Origin of the sequence: Roseobacter sp. GAI101 (genome assembly GCF_000156335.1) — a bacterium.
In the GTDB taxonomy this organism is placed as follows: domain Bacteria; phylum Pseudomonadota; class Alphaproteobacteria; order Rhodobacterales; family Rhodobacteraceae; genus Sulfitobacter.
The window spans coordinates 3174767-3198655 of the sequence record NZ_DS999213.1 but is presented as its reverse complement, the minus strand read 5'-3'; the positions used below and the strand labels follow the sequence as shown (position 1 = coordinate 3198655).

Below are 23889 nucleotides of genomic sequence, written 5' to 3'. Positions count from 1 at the left end.
GATTTTGGGACGGATTTTGTGAAAAATCCGGGCCCGTTACACACGTTCCATGTTGTATTCGCCACGCACGCCTGTGCCGTAGCGTTGCAGCGCACCATCCGGGCCAACTGCGTTGGGTCGCTGGAAAATCCAGTTCTGCCAAGCGGTCAGGCGGCCGAAAATCCGTGTCTCCATGGTTTCGGGACCGGCAAAGCGCAGGTTCGCCTCCATCCCCGTCATCGCATCGGGGCTGAAGCTGGCGCGCTCTTCCATGAACAGGCGCACCTCGTCCTCCCAATCGATGTCGTCATAGACGTAAGTGACCAGACCGGCCTCGTCTGCGGCATCGGCCTCAAGCGGCTCACCTTTCAGCGCTTCCAGCTTGGTGATATCTTCGGGCGTGCCCAGGAACCGCGTTTCAAGGCGGGTCAGGTCGTTGCCCATCTTGTAGGTGCCAAAGTTGCCGTCGGTCAGGGTCACTGTCGCCAAGGGCCGGTTGTCGCCGTCAAATTCCTCAAGCATCATATAGCTGCGATCCACGGCCCACAGCAGTTCGGCCAAGGGACCGGCAAAGCAGGACCCATGTTCGACAATCGCAACCAGGCTGCGCGACGTCATGTCGACGCGTTTCAGCAGACGTTTCCAGTATTGCAGGATTTCATTGGCCAGCCAGTGGTCCTTGTTGTCCAGCAACAGCGCTTCGTGGGCGACCAAAAGCTCCGGGTCGCCCTGGGTCTGGAATTCGATCAGACCCAGTTCCTTTTCGTTGTTGCGCAGGTGCAGAATGGCATCGTCCAGCTCTCGGGCACAGCGCAAGATCCACGCCTCGGCACCTTGGGCCGTCAGGGCATCCATATCCGCAGGGGCCGCCGCATCGGGGCCTTTGATGGTAACGGTTGCGCGTTTCGCTGCGCGGTTCAGCACCACTTCGACGGTGGTGTAGCTGATCCCGTCCGCTGCAAAGGTCCGGGTGATTGGCGTCAACTGAATACCGGCAGCCACATCGGCCTTTGACGATTGCGCCGCCATTTCTTTCGCCCGTTCAGCCACGGTTTCGTCGAATTTCGAATTCGGAATAACCTCGTCGACCAAGCGCCAATCCTTGGCACGCTTGCCTTTGATGCCTTCCTCGATCGAGCAGAACACATCGGCACGGTCACGACGCACCATGCGCTTGTCGGTCACGCGGGTCAGGCCACCTGTACCGGGAAGAACGGCCAGCAAAGGCACCTCGGGCAGGGACACGGATGACGTGCTGTCATCGGTCAGCATGATGTAGTTGCACGCCAGCGCCAATTCATAGCCGCCGCCCGCACAAGCCCCTTTGACAGCGCAGATGTAGTTCTGACCGCTATCGGCAAGCGCTGCCTCGAATGTGTTGCGGGTTTCGTTGGTGAACTTGCAGAAGTTGACCTTGTGGCTGTGCGCGGCACCACCCAGCATCCGGATGTTCGCCCCGGCACAGAACACCTTGTCCTTGGCCGACTGCATCACGATGACTTTGACATCAGGGTGCTCAAACCGCATCCGCTGCACGATATCGGCCAATTCGATATCGACCCCCAGATCGTAGGAGTTCAGCTTGAGCTCGTAGCCTTCGAACAAGCCGCCCTTTTCATCGACGTCCATGTAAAGGTTCGCGATGGGGCCATCATATTCGATTTTCCAATGACGGTACTTGGACGGGTCGGTTTGAAAGTCGATGATCTTGGTCACGGGCAGTCTCCTTGAACAGGCTCGGCCTTGGCGGCGATTTGGCCAAAGCGGCCTTTGAGGTTCATAATCCAAATATGGCATCATATTGCCACATATATTTGCGTTTCAGGTCTAAATTCGCCCACTTATTGCGCTATACTGCATATTAACGCATCTTCGCGGGTGCTTTTCGTTGCTTGTGCAATTTCCTGCACATCGACCCCCAGAATCATTTCACGCCCGGCACATTGCGCCAAATGGCCGTCCACCAGATTGCAAAGCCGCAGGGTGGCGCGGGGTTTGTCCATCCTCAGCTTCAGCCGCGCATTTGCCAGCTGGATCAGCGCCTGGGTCATTGCACGTTCCGGTGACGGGTCGGGGCAGCGCATCCAAACGGCCTCAAGCACCTCGTGACATTCCCAGAAGTACCCTGCATCGAAATACGCGCGCCCGGCCTGCCATGCGGCGGTCTGATCCAGTGCGTCGGCAGGTATATCTGCAGTGACACTGGCCTTGATCGCATCGAACCAGTCTTCGGGGTGTCGGGCGTTCTGCCCCGGCACATAGGCGTGCGGGGGCATCGGGACGTCCGACACAAGATCAGGCGATCTGGACGGCTTCACGCTCTATCCGATCCAGACGGGCGCAGAAGTCGCGGATCGCTTCCACCGTGGCATGGGGCTGATCCAGATGCGGCGCATGCCCGCAATTGTCCAAGATCGCCGTTTCGACCGGGGAATAGATCCGCGTCTCGATCTCTTCGATCTGGGCAAGGGTACCATAGGCGTCGTCGCGGCCCTGAATGGCCAGAACGGGAATGCGCAGGTGGTCGATTGCGTCCGCCACATGCCACGCCTCAAAGCCGGGATCGGTCCAGGCATCATGCCAGCCGTGGAACGCCACATCGACATTTGCGTGATACTTGCCCAGTTTTTCCTTCAGATTGCCCGAGTCATATTCCTTGCCCGCCGCCTTGATCGCGGCAAGCCCCATGGGCTCAGTAAAGAAATGCGGGGCCATCAGGATCAGCGACCGGATGCGCATATCGGACACTGATCCGGCATAGATCGTGGCAATCGTCGCACCGTCGGAATGACCCAGCAAAATCGCATGTTCAATGCCGGCAGCGTCCAGCACGTCACCGACGGATTCAGTTGCCTCGCGTGTCATGTAATCCAGCGGGCGGGGCAGATCGACGGGATCGGATGCACCATATCCGGCCCGCGAATAGGCCAGAACGCCAAAGCCCGTGGCATCAACCAAGGCCTGCGGAAAATCACGCCACAAGGCAACACTGCCCAAGCCTTCGTGCAGCAGCACAAGCGTCGGGGCATCGCCGGGCTTGGGGCCCCACGCCGCATATTCCAAGGTTTTGCCGCCTGCCGTCAGCGTCAATCCCGCGTCATTCGACCATGTCACGCCCATCAGTTTCCCTCTCGCAATTTAAACCGCTGTATTTTCCCCGTTGCCGTCTTGGGCAGCTCTTGCACCACCTCGATCCAGCGGGGGTATTTCCATTTTCCGATCTTGTCTTTGACGTGGTCTTTCAGTTCGGCCAGCAAGGCCGCGTCCGCCACCCCTTCCTTGAGCACGATATACGCCTTGGGCTTCTCCAGCCCGTCCGCGTCCTCTGCGGCGACCACTGCCGCCTCAAGAATACGCGGATGGCTGACCAGCGCGCCTTCGACCTCGAACGGTGACAGCCATATGCCCGACACCTTGAACATGTCATCCGTGCGCCCGCAGTAGACCAGCCGCCCGTCATCGCGCAGTTCGTACTTGTCGCCGGTGCGGGTCCAGACGCCCTCAAAGGTCACCCGCGATTTTTCGCGTTGGTTCCAATAGCAGTTGGCCGCCGACGCGCCATTGACCAGCAATTCGCCGACACCGCCGGACGGAATATCCAACCCCTCCTCGTCAACGAGGCGCAAGGCATAGCCCGGAACCGCCACCCCCGAGGTGCCGTAAACAAGGTCGTCCTTGCGGTTGCTCAGAAAGATATGCAGCATCTCGGTCGATCCGACGCCGTCAAGAATACATGCGCCGGTGTGCTTTTCCCACCGCAACCCAATCTCTTCGGGCAGTGCCTCGCCTGCCGAGATGCAGGTGCGCAAGGGGGCCTCGAGCGGGCCGTTCTTGTCCATATGCGCGACCATCGCGGCATAAAGTGTCGGCACCCCGCAAAATATCGTGGGCTTTTCAGCGTTGATCGTGGCGATCATGTCATCAGGCGTGGGGCGGCCCGCAAACAGCAGGGTCGTGGCCCCGACCGACAGCGGAAAGGTCATCGCGTTGCCCAGACCGTAGGCGAAAAAGAACTTGGCCGCGGAAAACACCACATCATCTTCGGCAATCTCAAGGACCTGCTTGCCATAGGTATCCGACGTCGCACGCAAAGCGGAATGCACATGGGCCACGCCTTTCGGCTGCCCGGTGGAGCCGGAGGAATAGAGCCAGAACGCCACCTCGTCCGGGCTGACCGCCAACGTGTCGGCGGGGGCGGCGTCTTTCAGGAATTCCTCATAGGGGGTCGCACCTTCGGCGGTGCCGCCGATCACGATAACATGGCGCAGATACGGATTGCCCGCGACAGCGCCTTTGACGACATCCCACAAGGGGGCCGACACGAACAGGGTCGTCGCACGGGAATCACGCAAAATCGCATCATAAACCGAGGTCGCCAGCAGGGTGTTGAGCGGGATGGGTATAACGCCGACTTTCAGCGCGCCCCAAAAGATCTGCGGGAATTCGATCTGGTCCAGCACCAGCATCGCGGCACGCTCTTCGGCACGAACACCTGCCCTGAGCAACGCGCCCGCGACCTGCGCGGCACCGGTCGCCATGTCGCCGTAGGTCAGGCTGCGCCCACTGCCAATTTCCCGGTATGCAACCTTGTCGCCGCGCCCCTCCTCGGGGTGGCGGTCCACGAAATAGGTCACGGCATTCGCAGTGGCGGTTGTCATCGCAGTCCTCCCAAACATCGGTGCTTTATCTTGCATCAAATGGAAGACATCGCAAGCTTTGCGACCTAATGACGCACTTTAGTGCACTACAGGGCTGCAATCCGTGCGGGATCAGCCACGTCATAAATCCGCGCCACCAGACCTGCGCGGCGCATCAGGATTTTCGGAAAGTTCAGGTTTCCCTTGGCCGTCGCTTCGCCGTCCCCCATCGACGGCGGATCGGTCAGGATCACCGCCGCTGCAACGCGATTGGCACTGCCGCTTGTCTTCGCGGCAAGGTCTGTCAGCCGCGCGGCGATTTCCTGCATCAGCGGCGCGCAGATCATCGCCCCGTTGTCATCCGTGGCGTCCCACCCCTTGGCAGCCATCGTCGCTCTGTTGGGGACGATCAACATGCCCACCTGTTCGCGGCCCTGCCCGGTCAGCACCAGATCAGTCACATAGGGGGCCAGCGCCGCCAGCAGATCAAGACGCAGCTGCCCGGCACGCACCCATGTCCCCGTCATAAGCTTGAAATCTTCAGACATGCGTCCGTCGAACATCAACCCGCGCGACGGGTCCGCATCGTCAATCAGGCGCATCGCATCGCCGCTGATAAAGAAACCCTCTGCGTCAAACGCCTCGGCTGTTTTGGCGGGGTTGTCGTGATAGCCCTTGGTGATCGTATCGCCAGATATGCGCAAATCGCAGCGCCCGTCCGCATCGGGGATCAGCTTGACCGTGACGCCGGGCAACGGCACGCCGACGATGCCTGCCCCCCTGGCCGGTTCATGCTGCAACAAGGCCGCCGGCGCAGATTCCGTCAGCCCCCATGACGAATTGATCAGCGGCAATTGTCCGCAGGTTTCAAGTGCAAGGCGCTCAAGCTCGGCCCATGTCGCCTGCGGCAGGGATGCGCCAGCATAGAAGATCATGTCCAGTTCGGCGAAATAGCGTTCGCACAGCTGCTTGTCGGCCTTCAACGCTGTCACCAGCTGGGCAAATCCGACCGGCACATTAAAGCTGATCGTGGCCGAGACATCGCGCAGGTTCGCAAGGGTCTTGTCGAACAGCCCAGGCGCGGGTTTGCCGTCGTCGATGTAAAAGCTGCCGCCATTGGCCAGCATCAGGTTGAAATTATGCGACCCGCCAAAGACGTGATTCCACGGCAGCCAATCCACCAGCACCGGCGGGCGGGCGGTGACGAAAGGCAACGCTTGCGCCAGTTGCGCCTGATTGGTGGTCATCATCCTCTGCGTCGTCAGAACGCCTTTGGGGTCTGACGTCGACCCGGATGTCATCAGTATCTTGGCCAGCGTGTCCGGCGTGATCTTGGCAAAGGCACTGTCAACATCCGCGCCATTTGGCCCGAGGAAATCGTTAAAATCCGTCGCCCCGCTGGCACCGGGGGCAGATGATAGCTTTTCGGCACTGCTCAGGCTTTCCAGCGCGAAGGCACCGGCATATTGCGTGGCATCCTGCGCATAGACCATGCCGGGGTTCACCAGCCTCACCACATGATCCAGACGCGGCAGGGCGGCCGGGATCAGCGAATATTGCTCGGCCACGGGGACGGTCGGAACGCCCGCATATTGCGCGGCCAAGGACAACAGCGCGTGATCAATGGAGTTGCCGGACACGATCAGGATCGGCCGGCCCGGCCCCAGATCCCGCGAGATCAGGTGGCCCGCAATGCTGCGCACCGCCTCAAGCACCTGCACATAGGACAGCTTGCGCCAGCCGTCGCCATCCCGTTCGGCCAAAAACACATGATCGGGCGTTTTATCCGCCCAGTGATGCAGCCAGTCGCCGGTGCAGCGCGCCACGGGGCCAAGCGCATAGCCCGACTGCAACAGGATCGACCCGTCTTCGCGGTCGGTGCGGATCACCTTATGCGGCCGCAGGTTCAGATGATCGGTCATAAAGCCCCCTTGCCCGCACATGGCGCAAGGCGGGCGCAATAGACGGTGTGGCTTTGCGCGAACCGCGCAAAGCAAGGGCCAAGCCTAGCTTGGCAGCAAGAACAGCGTAATCGCCGGGAACATCACCAGAATGATCACCCGCACGATGTCGGAGCCCACGAAGTACATCACGGCCTTGTAGGTCTCGGTCATCGGTGTTTCGCGGTCCATCGAGTTGATGATGAACAGGTTCATCCCCACCGGCGGCGTGATCAGCCCGACCTCGACCACGATCAGCACGAGGATGCCGAACCAGATCGCAAGGTGTTCCGTGCTCATCCCGAAATCCATCGCCGAAATGACGGGGAAAAAGATCGGCACAGTCAGCAGGATCATCGACAAGCTGTCCATCAGACACCCGAAGATCAGATAGAAGATCAGGATGATGGTCAGCACCAGCCAGGGGCTGTAGCCCTGCCCGACGACCCAATCGGCCATGAATTGCGGCACACCGGACAACGCCAGGAACCCGTTGTAGAACCCCGCGCCCAGCACGATGAAAAAGATCATTGCCGTCGTCTTCGCGGTCCCCAGCAGGCTTTCGCGCAAGACGGACCAGTTCAGACTGCCCGCCAACAGCGCCGCAAGCCCGGTGCCCGCCGCCCCGATGGCAGACCCTTCGGTGGGCGTGAACCACCCCAGATAGATGCCGCCGACCACGACGAAAAAGATCACCAGCACCGGCCATGTATCGGCCAGCGCCTTGAACCGTTCGGCCATGGGGACCGCAGGACGCGTTCCGGCAGAGTTGGGGTTGAGGCGCACATAGATCGAGATCGTGATGATATAGCCAAGGGCCGCCAGGATACCGGGCACGAATGCCGCAAGGAACAGCTTGGCGATGTTCTGTTCGGTCAGGATGGCATAGATGACCAGAATTACCGACGGCGGGATCAGGATGCCAAGTGTACCGCCCGCCGCCAGCGTCGCGGTCGAAAACCCACCCGAATACCCATAGCGGCGCAGCTCCGGCAGGGCGACCTTGGACATGGTGGCCGCCGTTGCCAGCGAGCTGCCGCAGATCGCCCCAAAGCCCGCGCAGGCCCCGACCGCAGCCATTGCGACGCCGCCCCGGCGGTGCCCCAGAAAGCTTTCGGCGGCCTTGAACAGCGACTGCGACATGCCTGACAGCGTCGCGAATTGCCCCATCAGCAGGAACATCGGGATGATAGACAACGAATAGCTGGAGAAGGTCGTGTATGTTTCGGATTTCAGCTTGGCCAGAAGGGGCGTCGGGTTGCCCCCCATCGCCATGTACCAGCCGCCAAAACCACACAGCAGCATGGCAAGGCCGATGGGCGCGCGCAGGAAAACCATCAACAACAGGACGGGGAAGGACCAGAAGCCCAGTTCAAGATTGGTCACGTCAGTGGGCCCCTTGTTCGCTTGGTAGAATGGTTTCGCCTTTGACAGCCTCGATCACGCGGATCACGGCACAGTAGACGGCGACGATGCAGGATATGATGCCGGCGATGAAGCTGGCCCCATAGGCCCACCAGACCGGAAATTGCAGGAACAGCGTGGTTTCGCCGTTGCCGATATAGCGTTGCATGCCTTCGAACAGGCGCCAGATGATCAGGATGATGACCATTGCCAGCACGATTTCCCAAAACGCCGCGATCCAGCGGTTCGCCTTGGCCGGCAGAAACGACGTGAACACGTCAACGCTGGCATGCGCGCCATAGAACTGGCAGATCGGCAGGAACGAGAAGATCGCAAAGGCGATCCCCGCCTCGAGCAGTTCGTAGTTGCCGTTGATTTCGCCGACGCCCATGTCGATCAGGCTTTGCGACAGCCCCGCCATGTTTTCCTGAAAGAACGTGCTGTGCAGCACCTTGTTGATGGTGCGCCCGAAGATCGACACCGTGGTCATCAGGATCAACGCCACCAGGACAAGCCCTCCGATGATCGCGGTGATACGGGCAAGGAACTGGATCAGCCGATGCATGTAACGTCTCTTTTTTGTCTAGGGTGGTTAAGATGAAAGGTCTGCGGCACAGCAAGGGCACCGCAGACCAGTTTCATGAAGAAACGCTTACTTGCCGTAGGCGTCCATCAGGGATTTGGCTTCGTCGATCAGCGCCTGACCGTCGATGCCCTTTTCCTTCATATCCGCAACCCAGGCGTCATAGATGGGCTGGGACGTTTCACGCCATACAGCGGTTTCTTCTTCGTTGAGCGTGACGATGTTGTTCCCCAGATCAACGGCGATCTGACGGGCCGGACCATCGGAATCAGCCTGTGTGCCACCCGCGAAGATCGAGAATTCGAGACCGGAGTTGTCGTCGACGACCTTCTTGAGATCGTCGGGCAGGCTTTCGTACTTGTCCTTGTTCATCGCCAGAACGAACGTCAGCGTATAAAGCGCGCTTCCGGTGAATTCCGTGTGGTTCTTTACCAGCTCAGGCACTTTCAGCGACGACGTTACTTCCCATGGGATGGTGGTGCCGTCGATCACGCCCTTGGACAGACCTTCGGGGATCGCGGGCACAGGCATGCCCACAGGTGTCGCACCGGTGATTTCCAGCAACTGGTTCACCAGACGTGACCCGCCCCGAATCTTCATGCCCTGCATATCGGCGGGCGTGCGGATTTCCTTGTTCGTGTGCAGCATGCCGGGGCCGTGGACCCATGTGCCGAGGATGTGGATATCCTTGAATTCGGTATCTTTCATGTGCTTTTCAAACATCTGCCAATAGGCAGAGCTGGCCGCGCGGGCATCGGTGACCATGAAGGGCAATTCAAACACTTCAGTAGACGGATAGCGGCCCGGCGTGTAACCGACCACGGTCCAGACGATGTCGGCCACGCCATCAATCGCCTGGTCCATCAGTTCCGGCGGTGTACCGCCAAGCTGCATGGATGCATAACGCTCGATCTTGATACGGCCCTCACTTGCGGCCTCGACCTTGTCGGCCCAGACATCCAGCACCAGCTTTGGCACGTTGGCCTGCGGCGGCAGGAACTGGTGCATGCGCAGCGTTACGTCCTGGGCCATTGCCGCAGTGGCACCCATGCCAACCGCAAATGCAGCCCCGGCAATCCCCATGAGGGTTCTTCTGAAAATCATGATGTCTCTCCCTGTTATTTGTTGTCTTGTGGGCCGCCGCTTTGCGCGGACAGTTCCAATCAGTTTGCTGGTTTGTAGCTTGCCATCAGCGCACGCGCCTCAGCGATCAAAGCTTGGCCATCAATTCCCTTGCTGTCCATATCCGCAATCCAGGCATCATAGATCGGCCGCGCCATGGCGTCCCATTCTTTCGCCTGCTCCTGGCTGACCGTAATGATATTATTGCCCGCATCTACCGCCAATTGGCGCGCAGGGCCATCCGAATCGGCTTGGGTGCCGCCTGCGAAGATCGAGAAATCCAACCCTGAATTCGCGTCGATGATGGCGCGCAGATCATCAGGCAGGGCATCGTACTTGTCCTTGTTCATCGCAAGGACGAAGGTCAGGTTATAGATCGCAGGCCCGTCGAATTCGGTGTGGTTGCCCACCAGTTCAGACACTTTCAACGCCGTTGTGACTTCCCACGGGATCGTGGTGCCGTCGATCACGCCCTTGGACAGTGCCTCGGGTATGGCCGTGACAGGCAGCCCGACCGGCGTTGCACCGACCTTTTCCAGCAACTGGTTGACCAGACGCGACCCCCCGCGAATTTTCATGCCCTGCAGGTCTGACGGTACAGCGACAGGGGCTTTCGTATGCAGCATGCCGGGGCCATGCACCCAAGCGCCAAGAACCTGGACGTCCTTGAAATCCGCGTCCTGCATCTGGTTTTCCATCAGCGTCCAATAGGCATAGGACGCCGCGCGGGCATCTGATGTCATAAAGGGCAACTCGAACACTTCGGTGCGCGGGAAACGACCAGGGGTAAACCCGTTCACCGCCCAAACGATGTCGGCAACGCCGTCCATCGCCTGATCAATCAGCTCGGGCGGGGTGCCGCCAAGCTGCATCGCGGGATAACGCTGAATCTTGATGCGACCGTCGCTGTCGGCCTCGATCTTGTCGGCCCAGACATCCAGAACCAGTTTGGGCACGTTCGCCTGTGGCGGCAAAAACTGGTGCAGCGTCAGTGTAACCTCTTGGGCAACGGCCGCAGCACCGGACAGACCAACCGCCAAGGCAGCCGTTCCCATAAGTCGCAAAAACGCCTTGCGTGAAAATTCCATTATTTTTCTCCCCCTGTGCGTCATGTCCTTGAATTCGATCAAGTGACGCGACGTCCCCCTGCGTCAAATTGTTAGACCACCTAACAATCCTTGTCATCAAATTTTCTGGGCCATTTTGTGAATTCGTCTCAGAGCCCTGCTTTATCAATCACGCTCGCGCCCACAAAAGCTGCACTTTCATGCACCTTAACGGCCCAAGGCATATTTGCGTCAAACTATTTGACCTGTGATCGCATTATAATGCGCAAAGCCGACAGGCAGCCACACCCCAGAGCGGAAACAGGCCGCTGCACTGCAGATTCAGAAGGAGGGCGATGGTGGCGTTACCTGGATTTGAACCAGGGACCTAACGATTATGAGTCGTTCGCTCTAACCAACTGAGCTATAACGCCATCGGCGCTTCGAATATGACGGGCGTCGGCCCCCGTCAAGGGCCAAAACCAATCTAATTTCATCAACCGGCTTCGCGAACCGTATCAATCATCAACTGGACGTTGTCCGGATCGGCATCCGGGGTGATCCCGTGACCGAGGTTGAAGATATGCGGGCCTTTGGAAAACGCCTTTACGATGGCCCGCGTCTCATCGACCAGATCCTGTCCGCCGGTGACCATATGGCGTGACGCAAGGTTACCCTGAACGCAGCCGTCAACCTGAACATTCGCCGCCGCCCATTCTGCCGACACGGAATTATCAAGCGCCACACAATCAACGCCGGTCGCCCTGTGAAAGCCGATGTACTGATCGCCTGCCTCGCGCGGGAAACCGATGATCGGAATGCCGGGATGCCGCTTTTTCAGTTCTTGCGTGATCTCGCGCGCAGGCTCCAACGCGTATTTCTGGAAGGCCTCGCCCGACAACGACCCGGCCCAGCTGTCGAAAATCTTCATGACTTCGGCCCCGGCATCGATCTGTGCCGACATGTATTCAATCGTCGCCTTGGTGATCAGGTTCAGCAGCGATTCGAACAACGGATTGTCATTGATCCGCAACTGATGCGCCGGCCCTTGGTCTTTGGTCCCCTGTCCCGCGATCATATAGGTCGCCACGGTCCAAGGTGCCCCGGCAAAGCCGATCAGCGTCGTTTCCGGCGGCAAGGCCCCCCCCAGGTTGCGTACGGTCTGATAGATCGGGTTCAGGGTCTCGTGGATCGCGTCAACGGGCTTGAGCTTGTCAAAATCCGCCTGCGTTGTGACCGTCGACAATCGTGGCCCTTCGCCCGTGACAAACCACAGGTCAGCCCCCAGGGCCTGCGGTACCAGCAAAATATCCGCAAACAGGATCGCTGCATCGAACCCATAGCGCCGGATCGGCTGCAAGGTCACCTCGGTCGCCAGATCAGGGTTGTAGCACAGGGACAGGAAATCCCCCGCCTCGGCCCGTGTGGCTTTGTATTCGGGCAAGTAACGCCCGGCTTGCCGCATCATCCAGATCGGCGGCGTCGCCAGCGTTTCACCCGCCAAGGCGCGCAAAATGGTTTTGGTTGGGGCTGTTGTCTGCGCCATATGTCGGCTCCTCAGGAAATCTTTTGCCTTAGGTCAAGATGTGGGGGCTGGAAGTCAAGGCGCGGGTGCCGCATTGTCGCACAAAATTGACTTACCCAAAGAGAACTTGATGACCTTGACCTTGCCTACCCCTCAGAACCCCCTGCGCATCGGTACCCGCGGCTCCCCCCTCGCGATGGCCCAAGCGGTCGAGACCCGCGCGCGCCTGTCCGCCGCCTTTGATCTGCCCCTGACAGCGTTCGAGATTGTGGTGATCAAGGTGACCGGGGATATGATCCAGGATCGCCCGCTCAAGGAAATTGGCGGCAAAGGCCTGTTCACCCGCGAGATCGAAGAAGACCTGCTGGCGGGCAAGATCGACATCGCCGTGCATTCGATGAAAGACATGCCGACGGTCCAGCCCGGCGGCCTTTTGCTGGATACATATCTGCCGCGCGAAGACCCGCGTGACGCCTTTGTCGCGCCCCTGATGTCCGCGCTGGACCAACTGACCGAAGGGGCCGTCGTCGGCACCTCAAGCCTGCGCCGCCGCGCACAGTTGCTGCACAAGCGCCCCGATCTGCAGGTCGTCGAATTCCGCGGCAACGTGCAAACGCGCCTGCGCAAGCTTGCTGATGGCGTGGCCGAATGTACCTTCCTTGCCATGGCGGGCCTGAACCGCTTGGGCATGGAAAATGTCCCCGCCACCCCGATCGACGACACCGACATGCTGCCCGCGGTGGCCCAGGGAGCCATCGGCATTGAAAGGCGCGCAGGTGATCTGGATACCGAAGCCCTGCTCGCTGCGATACATGACACGCCCACGGGCCAACGCCTGATCGCGGAGCGCGCCTTTCTGCTCACGCTCGACGGCTCGTGCGAAACCCCGATCGCCGGCCTTGCCACGCTCGACGGTGACACCCTGCACCTGCGCGGCGAAGTCCTGCGCCCTGATGGCTCGGAAGTGATCTCCGGAGACCGCAGCGGCCCTATCGGTGACGGGGGGCAAATGGGCGTGGACCTTGCAAGGGAACTGCTGTCCCAGGCCGGGCCGAACTTCTTCGACTGGCACGCGACAAAGCAAGGCTAACGCATTATTTCGAATTTGATGAAACCATTTGCCTGTACGCCGCGTTGTTCAATCATAACCGCCTACCAAGCTTTAATGATTATCAGGAGTACACCATGACTTTTACCAAAAAGATGATGACAGCCACAGCAGCCCTCGCCCTGACAACCGGGGCCGCATTTGCAGATGCCCACGCCATGAAAAACTCGATGGTTGGCGGCGCAGAAATGTCCACCGAAATGAACATCGTTGAAAACGCGATGAACTCTGCCGACCACACCACCTTGGTCGCGGCCGTGAAAGCTGCCGGTCTGGTCGAAACGCTGTCCGGCGAAGGCCCGTTCACAGTATTCGCCCCCACCAACGAAGCCTTCGACCGTCTTGAGCCAGGCGCAGTCGAGATGCTGCTCAAGCCCGAAAACAAGGAAGAGCTGACAAAGATCCTGACCTGCCACGTGGTATCCGGCGAAGTAATGTCCGAAGCGTTGCTGGCCATGGTCGCAGCGGGCGGCGGCAGCCATGACATCGACACCCTGGGCGGTTGCGTGATTCAGGCGTCCATAGAAGAAGGCATGCTGAAACTGCTGGACGAAAACAGCAATGCGGCCTTCGTCGAGATTGCTGACGTGAAGCAGTCGAATGGCGTAATCCACCAAACCGGTGGTGTGTTCCTGCCAAAGCATTAAGCTTTGATCTGACCAAAACCTAAACGCAAAAGCCCCTCGACCAAGCGGTCGGGGGGCTTTTCACATTGAATATTCCAAATGGACCTAAATCCCGGGGGAGCCCGCAGGGCGGGGGCTGGCCCCCTCTTTACCCGATCAGACCCATTTCGCCAAAGGTGGCAAACTCATCAACACGGCATTCGCATCATGCCCGGTCTCGAGCCCGAATTTTGTGCCCCGGTCATAAACCAGATTATATTCGGCATAGAGCCCGCGATGCACCAACTGCGCGTCCTTATCCGCTTCATTCCAATCCTGCGCTTTCCGCTTTTCCACCAAAGGCAGATAAGCCGGCAGGAAGGCGCGCCCGATATCGTGGGTCAGCGCAAAGTCGGCCTCCCAATCTCCCGTGCAGTGATCATCCATAAAGATGCCCCCCACGCCCCGGGCGCGGTTGCGGTGCGGTATATAGAAATACTCGTCCGCCCAGGCCTTGAGCTTGGGATAAAACGCGTCCCCGTGGGGATCCAGATGCGCCTTTTGCTGATCATGGAAATGCGCCGTGTCCTCGGCATATTCGATGCAGGGGTTCAAATCCGACCCGCCGCCGAACCACCACGCATGGGGCGTCCAGAACATACGTGTATTCATGTGAACCGCCGGCGCGTGGGGGTTTTGCATATGCGCGACAAGGCTGATCCCCGACGCCCAGAACCGCGGATCATCTTTCATTCCCGGAATGCCTTTGCGGGCCGCCATCGCATGCTGCGCGCGTTCACCAAGTGTGCCGTAGACGGTGGAAATATTTACTCCGACCTTCTCAAACACGCGGCCACCGCGCATCACGCTCATCAGACCGCCCCCCGCGTCGGACCCGTCTTCGCTGGTCCGGGTCGTCTTGGTCACCTCGAACGCCCCCGGTGCCGCATCGGCCATCGGCCCGGAAACGTGATTGTTCTCCAAGCCTTCAAAGGCACTGACGATCTGATCGCGCAGTTCACGAAACCACGCTGCCGCGCGGGTCTTTTCGGTGTAGAAACTCTGTGTCATCAGCCCTCTGCCCTATTTGTCTGCGCCAACCACGTCGCCACGGCAATTTGCCCGGGCGATCCAGCGAAGGTCAATGCGCTGCCCCGTGCCTAGTGCGCCGGGGCATCTACCGCATCCAGCAACGACCGCCCGCCATCAACCACGATGACCTCGCCGGTCATAAAGCTGGAACTGTCCGCTGCGAGATATTGGATCGTGTCGGTCAATTCCGACGGCGATGCGATCCGGCCCAGCGGCGTGTGGCTGCGAATGTCATCGCGCCATTCACGGTTGTCCGCGACCGACGCTTTCAATGACCCGCTCATCACCGATCCGAATGCCACGGCATTTACGCGAATGCGGTGCGGTGCCAGCGTCAGCGCCATTGAGCGTGTCATCTGCTCAAGCGCTGCGGCGGCCATCGAATAGGCCATCAACTCGGGCCGCGTGTGCCGCGAGGTGGTCGAGCTCAGGTTGATGATGCTGCCGACGCTGCCCTCGGCCTTGTCTTCGGCCTGTTTGATCATCCGCTTCGCGACCTGTTGCGTAAGCTGCAACGCGGTCATCACGTTTTCCTGCCACAAGGTTTCAACGCTGATGTCGTCACTGTCCAACGCATCCGTCGGCTGAAAATGCCGCGAGGCATTGACCAGCACGTCGACCGCGTCAAACGCATCGATGGTGGCCGAGACAAGGTTGGCGATTGTCAGTCTTTCACGCAGATCACCGGCGAAAAAGCGGACGTTGCCGTCCTCCTTGGCGCTGCCCCATTCCTCGGCCAGCGCTTTTTCGTCCGTATCGGCGCACATCACGTTGGCACCCTTGTCCGCAAACTGGCGCGCAATCGCGAGCCCGATGCCATTGGCCGCCCCCGTCACTATGACGTTCTTACCCTTGATCGAAAAAGACATGACTGGTTCCTTATCAAGCCAAGCAAAGCTTAGCGACGTTTGCGCAGCGGTCGTGCTGCATGAAACAGCTTGAACCGGGCGTCGCCGCCGATTTCCTCGACATGGGCAAAACGCGTTTTCAACTCGGCCTCATAGGGCAGATGACGGTTGGCCACCATCCACAGCTTGCCTTGCGCCGACAGCATCCGTGCGGCCGCCGTGACAAAGGCCTGACCGATCTGCGGTTCAGCCGCGCGACCGGTGTGGAACGGCGGGTTCATCACGACCGCATCCAGACGGTGCGGGGCCTGCCAGGTGGTGGCGTCCTCCCACAGAAATTCAGCGCGATCATCGGCCACATTGCGCCGCGCGCATTCCAGGGCAAGATGCCCTGCTTCGACCAAATAAAGTTTTTCAACAGCCGGACGGGTCAGCACATGTGCCGACAGGAACCCCCAGCCTGCGCCCAGATCAGCGACCTGTGCACCCAGCTTTTCGGGCAGCGCATCGACCAGCAACGCCGACGCAAGATCGACGCCATCTGCCGAAAACACCCCCGGTGCGGTCCAGAACCCGCCTTCGGTCAAGCTTGGCCCCTGAGCCCAATCCACAAAGAAATCCGCCGCCGGATCCGAGATCCAGAACATCTTGCCATGTGCTTTTGAAATCGGCCCCTGTATCGTCACACGCGCGCGCATTTCGCGCAGGATGCTGTCGACACCATCGGTTTTCTGACCGTCGATAACGACCACACCGTCACTGACCTCGCAGGCCTTGGCGATCAGCACACGGGCTTCGGCCTTGGCACGCGGCAGGCAGACGATGCAGGCGGCATAGCGGTCCTTGACCGTGCGCACCACGTCATAGCCGCGCGCAGTCCAGGCATCATAGTCCGGTTTGAAATCATGAATGATCTGCACGCGGTCCTTGTCGAGACCGGGCAAATCAGCATCACGGGGCGGCTGGAAAACGGCAATCGTTCCTTCAGCCGGTAAATCAAGGCCGCCGCCATCCAGCGCCAGCTGCAAACGTGAATCAATCACGCGCTATTCTTCCTTTTCCATGGTGCATTGCAGCGGATGCTGGTGCCGCCGTGCAAAATCCATGACCTGGGCAACCTTCGTCTCTGCAATCTCGTGGCTGAACACACCGACCACGGCCAGACCCTTTTTGTGGACCGTCAGCATGATCTCGAACGCTTGCGCATGGTTCAGGCCAAAGAACCGTTCCAACACGTGCACGACGAATTCCATCGGTGTGAAATCATCATTCAGCAGCATCACCTTGTACAAGGGTGGCCGTTTGGTCTTGGGTTTGGTCTTGGTCAACAGATCGGTTTCGTCGTCGTCCCGGTCTTTGCCCGCCATCATCAGATCATCAAGGCGCATTGCTGCTCCTGCGTGTACAAAGGTTTCAAGTGAGTCGTATGACCGTCTATATAACCTGAATGCAGAATTAGAAAAGAGGCAGGGCCAAAGATGACCGATCACGTTACGACCATCGGGTTTGATGCCGATGACACGCTTTGGCACAATGAACGCTTCTTTGTCCTGACCCAAGGCATGTTTGCCGACCTGCTGCGCGACCATACTGACCCGGACACCCTGATGGACCGCCTGCTTGAGGCAGAGCGCCGCAATATCCCGCATTACGGGTTTGGCATCAAAGGCTTCACCCTGTCGATGATCGAAACCGCCATTGACGTGACCGGAGGGCGCGTGCCCGCATCGGTCATTGCCGAAATCATGGCGGCCGGCCGCGATATGCTGGCCCACCCTGTCGAACTGCTGCCCCATGCGCAGGAAACCCTGGAATCCTTGCAGGATCACTACCGTCTTGTGCTGATCACCAAGGGCGATTTGCTCGACCAGGAACGTAAACTGGCGGAATCCGGATTGCGCGGCATGTTCTCCGCGATCGAGATCGTGTCGGACAAGACCCCCGAAGTCTATGCGCGCATCTTCGACCAGCACGGGCGTGGCCCCACGCAAGGTCTGATGGTGGGCAATTCGTTGAAATCGGACGTGGTGCCCATGATCAAGGCCGGTGGCTGGGGCGTTCATGTCCCCCACGGGGTGACCTGGGCGCTGGAACATGCACCGACGCCGCATCACTCCGACCGGTTCAAGCAGATCACCCAGCTTGCCGAACTTGAGGGTGTTCTGGACCAAATCACCTGAAAACTGTCACCTGTCAGATTCTTTCCAATTGCGCCCCACCGCCGCCACATTTCCGCCACAATCGCCCCTGTAGTGGTCAAAAATTTGGCGGCCGCTAGATGTGGAATGTGCCCCTTTCATCTTTTCTGCCCCTGCTGCAAGACAACGGGTTTCTTGGTTAATCGACCTGTGGTAGCCTGTTTCTAATAAACAGTGGCCAGTCGAAAAATCGGCGGTCCGAGGCAGAGCAAAGGCAGTTATTATGAGAGCGCGGCGCATGCAGCCGGCCCGTTATGGGCTATTTATTCTTGCGGCAGTATGGATCCTTGTGGTCCTCCCGCTTAGCGCGTTAGCCGCCCCCTATGCGGCCTATGTGATCGACGCACGCTCTGGCGAGGTGTTGCATTCGCGCAACGCAGAGACGCGACTGCATCCGGCCTCCCTGACAAAGATGATGACGCTCTACATCGCATTCGAGGCAATCAAACGCGGCGAAATCTCGCTGGATAGCCAGGTGAAAATCTCCAGCCACGCCGCCTCTGAACCGCCCAGCAAGCTTGGTCTGAAATCCGGGCAGACGATTGCGCTGCGCTACCTAATCCGCGCCGCAGCGGTGAAATCCGCGAATGACGCCGCGACTGCCATCGGCGAAGCGATTGAAGGATCCGAGGCGAAATTCGCCCGGCGCATGAACCGCACGGCCAAGGCCCTTGGGATGACCAAGACCACCTTCAAAAACGCCCACGGCCTGACCGAGGCAGGGCACATGTCCACCGCCCGCGACATGACGATGATGGGGCGTCACCTGCTTTATGATTTCCCCGAGTATTACAACTTGTTCTCGCGCATCACGGCAGACGCCGGCGTGCGCAAGGTCAGCCATACCAACCGTCGTTTCCTGTCGTCCTACAAAGGCGCTGATGGCATCAAGACCGGCTACACCCGCGCCGCAGGCTTCAATCTGGTCGCCTCTGCCGAGCGCGGCAATGAACGCGTCATCGTGACCGTTTTCGGAGGCACATCGACATCGGCGCGCAACGCAAAGGTCGCCGAGCTGATGGATCTGGGCTTTCGCCGCGCCCCGTCCAAGGCACCGCTGCAAAAACCGGCGAAGCCTGTCTATGCAGATGTCGAAGATGTCGTTGTCGCCAGCGGTACGACCGCTGGCGCTGCGGGCAAGACGATCCGCCTGATCGGGGCCGTGACCACATCGAAACGGCCCGTGCTGCGGCCCGTAAGCGAAGCACCGGTTGTCGTGACCGTTGCGCAGGTCACGCCGGAAACGTCGCCCGTTCTGAATTCCGACATTACCGCCGCGCTGCAGGAAGCCGTGGCAGCCGCGCCATCCGCACCCGAGGAAGAGGTCGTGAAGGTCGCCAGCCTCGGCGGCGTGTCGATCCGCCCTTCGCTTCGGCCGAAATCGCTGCTGGCTGCAATCACACCGACCAAGACCCAAAAGGCCCCCGCCGCACCTGAAGTCATCACCCGAGTATCGACCTCCGGCGGACGCCACTGGGGCGTCAACGTGGGCCGTTACCCCAGCCGCTACGCTGCTGAAAAGGTGTTGCTGAAAACCGCGCTGACCGAAATGTCGACGCTGGACGGCACGTTGCGCAAAGTCGTGCGGCGGCCCCAGGGGTTTGACGCGAATTTCCTCGGCATGACCCGCGAAACAGCCGATATGGCTTGCCGCCGGTTGGCTGCACGCAACGTCAGCTGCTTCATGATCGGGCCGGGCTAAGCGCCGTCGCGCTTAGGTCGTCGCCTGCAACAACGCGCGGGTGTAGTCTGACGTGGGGTTGTCATACAGCGTATCCACGTCGCCATATTCCACCACATCACCCCGTTTCATGACGATGACCTTGTGCGACATTGCGCGCACGACCTTCAGATCATGGCTGATAAACAGATAGGCCAAGCCGTATTTGCGCTGCAAATTGCGCAACAATTCGACGATCTGCACCTGTACCGTCATATCCAACGCCGACGTCGGTTCATCCAGCACCAGCAGACGCGGGCGCAAAACCATCGCGCGCGCAATCGCAATCCGCTGGCGTTGACCACCTGAAAATTCATGCGGGTAGCGATCCATCGTGGCGGGGTCGAGCCCCACTTCGACCATCACATCCCGCACCAGTTCGCGCGGATTACGCTGAGGATCGACATTGTGGATCGTCAGCCCTTCCGAGATGATCTGCATGCAGGTCATCCGCGGGCTCAGACTGCCGAACGGGTCCTGAAACACGATCTGCATGTCCTTGCGCAGACGCCGCAATTCACGCGTGGACCAACTGCGCACGTCCTGCCCCATGAAGTTGATCCCGCCTTCGGAGGCAATCAACCGCATGATCGCAAGCGCCATCGTCGTCTTACCGGACCCCGATTCTCCCACGATCCCGACGGTTTCACCCGCACGCACCGACAGCGATGCATCGTTCACCGCCTTCACATGATCCACCGTGCGACGCATCAGGCCCTGCTGGATCGGGAACCAGACCTTCAGGTGGTCCGTACTGGCGATCACCTCGGCCGTGTCCGGCACCGGATCAGGGCGGCCCGAGGGTTCTGCCCCCAAAAGCTTGATCGTGTAGGGATGCTGGGGATTGTCGAAAATCTCGCGCGTGGGGCCTTGTTCGACGATTTCGCCATGCTGCATCACGCAGACACGGTCGGCGATGCGGCGCACGATGCCAAGGTCGTGGGTGATGAATAAAAGCCCCATGCCTTCGCTGTCTTTCAGTTCTTTCAGCAAATCCAGGATCTGCGCCTGAATGGTCACGTCCAGTGCCGTCGTCGGTTCATCCGCGATCAGCACGTCAGGTTTGTTGGCAAGCGCCATGGCGATCATGACGCGCTGCCGTTGCCCGCCTGACAGCTGATGCGGATAGGCCCCCAGACGGCTTTCGGCATCATTGATCCCGACCTTGTCGAGCAGTTCCAGAATACGCGCCCGCGCCGATGCGCCGACGACACCCTGATGCAACGCCAGGGATTCACCCAACTGCTTTTCAATAGTGTGCAGCGGGTTCAGCGAGGTCATCGGCTCTTGAAAGATAAAGCTGATGTCATTGCCACGAACCTTGCGCAGCAGTTTGTCCCCTGCCCCGATCATCTGCTGCCCGTCATACAGAACGGACCCCGACACCTCGGCGCTGTCGCCAAGCAGAGACACGGTGCTAAGCGCGGACACGGATTTACCCGACCCGCTTTCACCGACCAGCGCCACGGTTTCACCGCGCTGAACGGTAAAGCTGACCCCTTTGACCGCATGGCTAAGCGTGCCGTCCTGACGGAAGGAAACGCGCAGGTCCGAAACCTCGAGCAGAGCTAAAGAAGATGACGTCATTGTGCAAGAAATCCCATCAAAGCGTAGACGCCCCATGCCGCCATCGGCACGCACAGCAGACGAAGCCAAACTGGCGGGAGGCGCAGCACCGCGACCGACCAGCACCCGAAAACGACCGTCAGCGTGCTGGGTAGAAATTTGGTTTCCAAAACGGAAAACATAAAGCCCAAGGTATCGCCGGGCTCAAGAAAGATGAACAGCACCAGCCGAAGGGTGACGGCGATCGAAACGGCTACCGCGATCATATAGAGAACCGTCGCCAGACTGCTGATGGGCGAACGCGCTGCAAGGGCACTCATGAAAAGGTCTTTCTGGGGTCGAACGCGTCGCGGATGCCTTCAAAGATAAAAATCAGCAGCGACAGCATGATGGCAAAGGTGAAAAACGCAGTGAACGCCAACCAAGGGGCTTGCAGGTTCTGTTTCGCCTGCAAGGTCAGTTCGCCCAATGAAGGGGCCGAAGACGGCAGACCAAAGCCCAGAAAATCAAGGATCGCCAAGGTGCTGATCGTGCCGGTAATGATGAAGGGCAACATGGTCAGCATCGCAACCATCGCATTGGGCAGCATGTGGCGGAACATGATCGTCACGTTGCCGACGCCAAGGGCACGGGCCGCGCGCACATATTCAAGGTTGCGTGCCCGCAGGAATTCCGCGCGCACCACGCCCACCAGCGATGTCCAACTGAACAGCACCAGCAGGAACACCAGCAGCCAGAAACTGCGCCCCAGAATCGCGAACATGATGATGATGACGTATAGCGACGGGGTCGACGACCATATCTCGATCACGCGCTGAAAGATCAGATCGGTCCAGCCGCCGAAAAAGCCCTGTACCGCCCCTGCGATGATCCCGATTAGCGATGCGGCACCGGTCACGATCAGCGTAAAGATCACCGACAGGCGGAAGCCGTGGATCACCCGCGCCATCACGTCACGCTTGGTGCCGTCGGTGCCCAGCCAGTTCTGCGCATTGGGCGGCAAGGGGGCTGCACCGGGACGGTCCACGGCGGTGTTGAACGAATAGGGAATGACCGGCCAGACCGACCAGCCTTTTTCAATCGCCTGCCCGTCAATCTGCCCGTCTTGCGCGTCTTCGATCAACGCTTCGGGGTCGTCGAAACACGCGTCCATCCCACCGGTTGCAATCAGGCATTTGACCTCAGGATCGCGGTAGACCGCTTCGGTCTGGAAATCACCGCCAAAGGCCGTTTCAGGGTAGAAGTTGAAGATCGGCATGAAATATTCGCCGCCATAACTCACCACGATCGGTTTATCGTTGGCGACGAATTCCGCGAAAAGCGAGATGCCGAACAGGATCGCGAAGACCCAAAGGCTCCAATATGCGCGGCGGTTGCGGGTAAAGTTACGCCAGCGGCGTTGGTTCAGGGGGGACAGCGCCATCGGATCAGCCCTCGCGCTTTTCAAAGTCGATGCGCGGATCGACGATCACATACATCAGGTCAGACAGAATGCCGACGACCAGACCGATCAAACCAAAGATGAACAGCGTGCCGAATACGATCGGATAATCGCGCGCGACCGCAGCCTCAAAGCCCAGGCGGCCCAAGCCATCAAGGCTGAATATCGTTTCGATGATCAGCGATCCGCCAAAGAACACGCCGATGAAGACCGCCGGAAAGCCCGCGATCACGATCAGCATCGCATTACGGAAGACATGGCCATAAAGCACCTTGCGTTCGGACAATCCTTTGGCCCGCGCCGTCATCACATATTGCTTTTTGATCTCGTCGAGAAAGCTGTTCTTGGTCAGCAAAGTCAGCGTCGCAAAGGCCGAGATGGTCGAAGCAAGCACCGGCAAAGCGATGTGCCAGAAATAATCGCCAACCTTAGCCAACGGGCTAAGCTGGTCAAAATTATCCGATGTCAGACCGCGCAGCGGGAATACCTGCCAGTAGGACCCGCCCGCAAACAACACCAGCAGAAGGATCGCGAATAGAAATCCGGGGATCGCATAAGCTGCGATGATCGCGCCCGATGTCCATGTGTCAAAGGCCGTGCCGTCCTTGACCGCCTTGCGGATGCCCAGCGGGATCGACACAAGATAGGCAATCACCGTTGACCACAGCCCCAGCGTGATCGACACCGGCAGCTTTTCCTTGATCAGATCGATCACGCTGATGGACCGGAAATAGCTCTCTCCGAAATCGAAGCGCATGTAGTTCCACATCATGTTGACGAAACGCTCGACCGGGGGCTTGTCAAAGCCGAACTCCTTTTCGAGCTCGGCAATGAATTCCGGCGGAAGACCGCGCGCGCCGACGTAGTTTTCGTTGGCCGCCGCCGTGTCGGCATTGCCCGCGTCGTTACCGCTGCCCGAAAAGCCTTCGAACACATCTCCGCCGCCCTGAATACGGGCGATGGCCTGCTCAACCGGGCCGCCGGGCACGAATTGTACCAACGCGAAGTTGATCAGCATGATCCCGATCAACGTCGGGATAATCAGCAAAAGCCGTCGAAGAATATATGCGCCCAT

22 protein-coding genes and 1 tRNA gene are annotated in these 23889 nt (G+C 59.4%); 4 read left to right on the top strand and 19 right to left on the bottom strand.

Annotated features, from left to right (window positions below):
• Window positions 1–36 precede the first annotated feature (36 nt).
• From boxC to hemE, 11 genes are all read right to left on the bottom strand, one after another.
• Window positions 37–1695 carry a 2,3-epoxybenzoyl-CoA dihydrolase gene (gene boxC / locus RGAI101_RS14935; protein WP_008226125.1) on the bottom strand — a complete coding sequence of 553 codons (1659 nt, stop codon included), beginning with the start codon at window positions 1693–1695 and terminating at the stop codon, window positions 37–39.
• 125 nt (window positions 1696–1820) lie between these two features.
• Window positions 1821–2297 carry a DUF309 domain-containing protein gene (locus RGAI101_RS14930; protein ID WP_254655282.1) on the bottom strand — a complete coding sequence of 159 codons (477 nt, stop codon included), beginning with the start codon at window positions 2295–2297 and terminating at the stop codon, window positions 1821–1823.
• Window positions 2275–3099, bottom strand: coding sequence for an alpha/beta fold hydrolase (locus tag RGAI101_RS14925; RefSeq protein WP_008225296.1), 825 nt, complete (start codon window positions 3097–3099; stop codon window positions 2275–2277). Before RGAI101_RS14925 ends, RGAI101_RS14930 begins: the two co-directional genes overlap by 23 nt.
• On the bottom strand, window positions 3099–4637 hold the full coding sequence (locus RGAI101_RS14920; RefSeq protein ID WP_008225578.1) for a benzoate-CoA ligase family protein: 1539 nt from the start codon (window positions 4635–4637) through the stop codon (window positions 3099–3101). The genes RGAI101_RS14925 and RGAI101_RS14920 overlap by 1 nt, the downstream gene beginning before the upstream one ends.
• Before the next feature lie 86 nt (window positions 4638–4723).
• Window positions 4724–6538 (bottom strand): feruloyl-CoA synthase, encoded by a 1815-nt coding sequence (locus tag RGAI101_RS14915; protein WP_008227663.1) that lies wholly within the window; start codon window positions 6536–6538, stop codon window positions 4724–4726.
• An 84-nt stretch (window positions 6539–6622) separates the two neighbouring features.
• Window positions 6623–7942: a TRAP transporter large permease gene (locus tag RGAI101_RS14910; protein WP_008227086.1), complete on the bottom strand. Its 1320-nt coding sequence runs from the start codon at window positions 7940–7942 to the stop codon at window positions 6623–6625.
• 1 nt (window position 7943) lies between these two features.
• Entirely contained in the window at window positions 7944–8525 is a 582-nt protein-coding gene (locus tag RGAI101_RS14905) for a TRAP transporter small permease (RefSeq protein WP_008228028.1), read from the bottom strand.
• 87 nt (window positions 8526–8612) lie between these two features.
• Entirely contained in the window at window positions 8613–9647 is a 1035-nt protein-coding gene (locus tag RGAI101_RS14900; protein WP_037228433.1) for a TRAP transporter substrate-binding protein, read from the bottom strand.
• A 59-nt stretch (window positions 9648–9706) separates the two neighbouring features.
• Window positions 9707–10753 carry a TRAP transporter substrate-binding protein gene (locus tag RGAI101_RS14895; protein WP_050763215.1) on the bottom strand — a complete coding sequence of 349 codons (1047 nt, stop codon included), beginning with the start codon at window positions 10751–10753 and terminating at the stop codon, window positions 9707–9709.
• 315 nt (window positions 10754–11068) lie between these two features.
• Window positions 11069–11145: transfer RNA gene (locus RGAI101_RS14890), tRNA-Met, on the bottom strand.
• Between the two features lie 62 nt (window positions 11146–11207).
• A complete protein-coding gene (gene hemE / locus RGAI101_RS14885) occupies window positions 11208–12257 on the bottom strand; it encodes a uroporphyrinogen decarboxylase (protein ID WP_008226464.1) in 1050 nt (349 codons plus the stop codon).
• A 109-nt stretch (window positions 12258–12366) separates the two neighbouring features.
• Here hemE and hemC point away from each other — a divergent pair, with 109 nt between their 5' ends.
• Window positions 12367–13326, top strand: coding sequence for a hydroxymethylbilane synthase (gene hemC, locus RGAI101_RS14880; protein ID WP_037228429.1), 960 nt, complete (start codon window positions 12367–12369; stop codon window positions 13324–13326).
• A 95-nt stretch (window positions 13327–13421) separates the two neighbouring features.
• Entirely contained in the window at window positions 13422–13991 is a 570-nt protein-coding gene (locus RGAI101_RS14875) for a fasciclin domain-containing protein (protein WP_037228427.1), read from the top strand.
• A 135-nt stretch (window positions 13992–14126) separates the two neighbouring features.
• Here RGAI101_RS14875 and hemF read toward each other — a convergent pair whose 3' ends face one another.
• From hemF to clpS, 4 genes are all read right to left on the bottom strand, one after another.
• Window positions 14127–15020: an oxygen-dependent coproporphyrinogen oxidase gene (gene hemF, locus RGAI101_RS14870; RefSeq protein ID WP_008227423.1), complete on the bottom strand. Its 894-nt coding sequence runs from the start codon at window positions 15018–15020 to the stop codon at window positions 14127–14129.
• An 89-nt stretch (window positions 15021–15109) separates the two neighbouring features.
• A complete protein-coding gene (locus RGAI101_RS14865) occupies window positions 15110–15910 on the bottom strand; it encodes an SDR family NAD(P)-dependent oxidoreductase (protein WP_008225286.1) in 801 nt (266 codons plus the stop codon).
• A gap of 29 nt (window positions 15911–15939) precedes the next feature.
• Window positions 15940–16932 carry a class I SAM-dependent methyltransferase gene (locus RGAI101_RS14860; protein WP_008228976.1) on the bottom strand — a complete coding sequence of 331 codons (993 nt, stop codon included), beginning with the start codon at window positions 16930–16932 and terminating at the stop codon, window positions 15940–15942.
• A gap of 3 nt (window positions 16933–16935) precedes the next feature.
• Window positions 16936–17277 (bottom strand): ATP-dependent Clp protease adapter ClpS, encoded by a 342-nt coding sequence (gene clpS / locus RGAI101_RS14855; RefSeq protein ID WP_008226807.1) that lies wholly within the window; start codon window positions 17275–17277, stop codon window positions 16936–16938.
• A gap of 90 nt (window positions 17278–17367) precedes the next feature.
• Between clpS and RGAI101_RS14850 the strand changes: the two genes are divergently transcribed.
• Both RGAI101_RS14850 and RGAI101_RS14845 read left to right on the top strand, forming a co-directional pair.
• Window positions 17368–18069 (top strand): HAD family hydrolase, encoded by a 702-nt coding sequence (locus RGAI101_RS14850; RefSeq protein ID WP_008228438.1) that lies wholly within the window; start codon window positions 17368–17370, stop codon window positions 18067–18069.
• A gap of 241 nt (window positions 18070–18310) precedes the next feature.
• A complete protein-coding gene (locus RGAI101_RS14845) occupies window positions 18311–19789 on the top strand; it encodes a D-alanyl-D-alanine carboxypeptidase family protein (protein ID WP_037228425.1) in 1479 nt (492 codons plus the stop codon).
• 12 nt (window positions 19790–19801) lie between these two features.
• Here the strand turns inward: RGAI101_RS14845 and RGAI101_RS14840 are convergent, their stop codons facing one another.
• Genes RGAI101_RS14840 through RGAI101_RS14825 form a run of 4 tightly spaced genes read right to left on the bottom strand, consistent with a single transcriptional unit; the run spans window position 19802 to window position 23889 of the window.
• Complete coding sequence (locus tag RGAI101_RS14840; protein WP_008228499.1) at window positions 19802–21394, bottom strand: ABC transporter ATP-binding protein; 1593 nt, start codon at window positions 21392–21394, stop codon at window positions 19802–19804.
• Entirely contained in the window at window positions 21391–21693 is a 303-nt protein-coding gene (locus tag RGAI101_RS14835) for a hypothetical protein (protein WP_008228898.1), read from the bottom strand. Before RGAI101_RS14835 ends, RGAI101_RS14840 begins: the two co-directional genes overlap by 4 nt.
• A complete protein-coding gene (locus tag RGAI101_RS14830) occupies window positions 21690–22796 on the bottom strand; it encodes an ABC transporter permease (RefSeq protein ID WP_008226146.1) in 1107 nt (368 codons plus the stop codon). Before RGAI101_RS14830 ends, RGAI101_RS14835 begins: the two co-directional genes overlap by 4 nt.
• Window positions 22797–22800: 4 nt before the next feature.
• Window positions 22801–23889: a microcin C ABC transporter permease YejB gene (locus tag RGAI101_RS14825; RefSeq protein WP_008228768.1), complete on the bottom strand. Its 1089-nt coding sequence runs from the start codon at window positions 23887–23889 to the stop codon at window positions 22801–22803.

Excerpts from the sequence above, each read along its gene's own strand:
- RGAI101_RS14925 (WP_008225296.1), bottom strand. The coding sequence starts at position 3,099 with ATGGGCGTGACATGGTCGAATGACGCGGGATTGACGCTGACGGCAGGC.
- RGAI101_RS14920 (WP_008225578.1), bottom strand. The coding sequence starts at position 4,637 with ATGACAACCGCCACTGCGAATGCCGTGACCTATTTCGTGGACCGCCAC.
- RGAI101_RS14915 (WP_008227663.1), bottom strand. The coding sequence starts at position 6,538 with ATGACCGATCATCTGAACCTGCGGCCGCATAAGGTGATCCGCACCGAC.
- RGAI101_RS14905 (WP_008228028.1), bottom strand. The coding sequence starts at position 8,525 with ATGCATCGGCTGATCCAGTTCCTTGCCCGTATCACCGCGATCATCGGA.
- RGAI101_RS14900 (WP_037228433.1), bottom strand. The coding sequence starts at position 9,647 with ATGATTTTCAGAAGAACCCTCATGGGGATTGCCGGGGCTGCATTTGCG.
- RGAI101_RS14895 (WP_050763215.1), bottom strand. The coding sequence starts at position 10,753 with ATGGAATTTTCACGCAAGGCGTTTTTGCGACTTATGGGAACGGCTGCC.
- hemE (WP_008226464.1), bottom strand. The coding sequence starts at position 12,257 with ATGGCGCAGACAACAGCCCCAACCAAAACCATTTTGCGCGCCTTGGCG.
- hemC (WP_037228429.1), top strand. The coding sequence starts at position 12,367 with ATGACCTTGACCTTGCCTACCCCTCAGAACCCCCTGCGCATCGGTACC.
- RGAI101_RS14875 (WP_037228427.1), top strand. The coding sequence starts at position 13,422 with ATGACTTTTACCAAAAAGATGATGACAGCCACAGCAGCCCTCGCCCTG.
- hemF (WP_008227423.1), bottom strand. The coding sequence starts at position 15,020 with ATGACACAGAGTTTCTACACCGAAAAGACCCGCGCGGCAGCGTGGTTT.
- RGAI101_RS14865 (WP_008225286.1), bottom strand. The coding sequence starts at position 15,910 with ATGTCTTTTTCGATCAAGGGTAAGAACGTCATAGTGACGGGGGCGGCC.
- clpS (WP_008226807.1), bottom strand. The coding sequence starts at position 17,277 with ATGCGCCTTGATGATCTGATGATGGCGGGCAAAGACCGGGACGACGAC.
- RGAI101_RS14850 (WP_008228438.1), top strand. The coding sequence starts at position 17,368 with ATGACCGATCACGTTACGACCATCGGGTTTGATGCCGATGACACGCTT.
- RGAI101_RS14845 (WP_037228425.1), top strand. The coding sequence starts at position 18,311 with ATGAGAGCGCGGCGCATGCAGCCGGCCCGTTATGGGCTATTTATTCTT.
- RGAI101_RS14840 (WP_008228499.1), bottom strand. The coding sequence starts at position 21,394 with ATGACGTCATCTTCTTTAGCTCTGCTCGAGGTTTCGGACCTGCGCGTT.
- RGAI101_RS14835 (WP_008228898.1), bottom strand. The coding sequence starts at position 21,693 with ATGAGTGCCCTTGCAGCGCGTTCGCCCATCAGCAGTCTGGCGACGGTT.
- RGAI101_RS14830 (WP_008226146.1), bottom strand. The coding sequence starts at position 22,796 with ATGGCGCTGTCCCCCCTGAACCAACGCCGCTGGCGTAACTTTACCCGC.
- RGAI101_RS14825 (WP_008228768.1), bottom strand. The coding sequence starts at position 23,889 with ATGGGCGCATATATTCTTCGACGGCTTTTGCTGATTATCCCGACGTTG.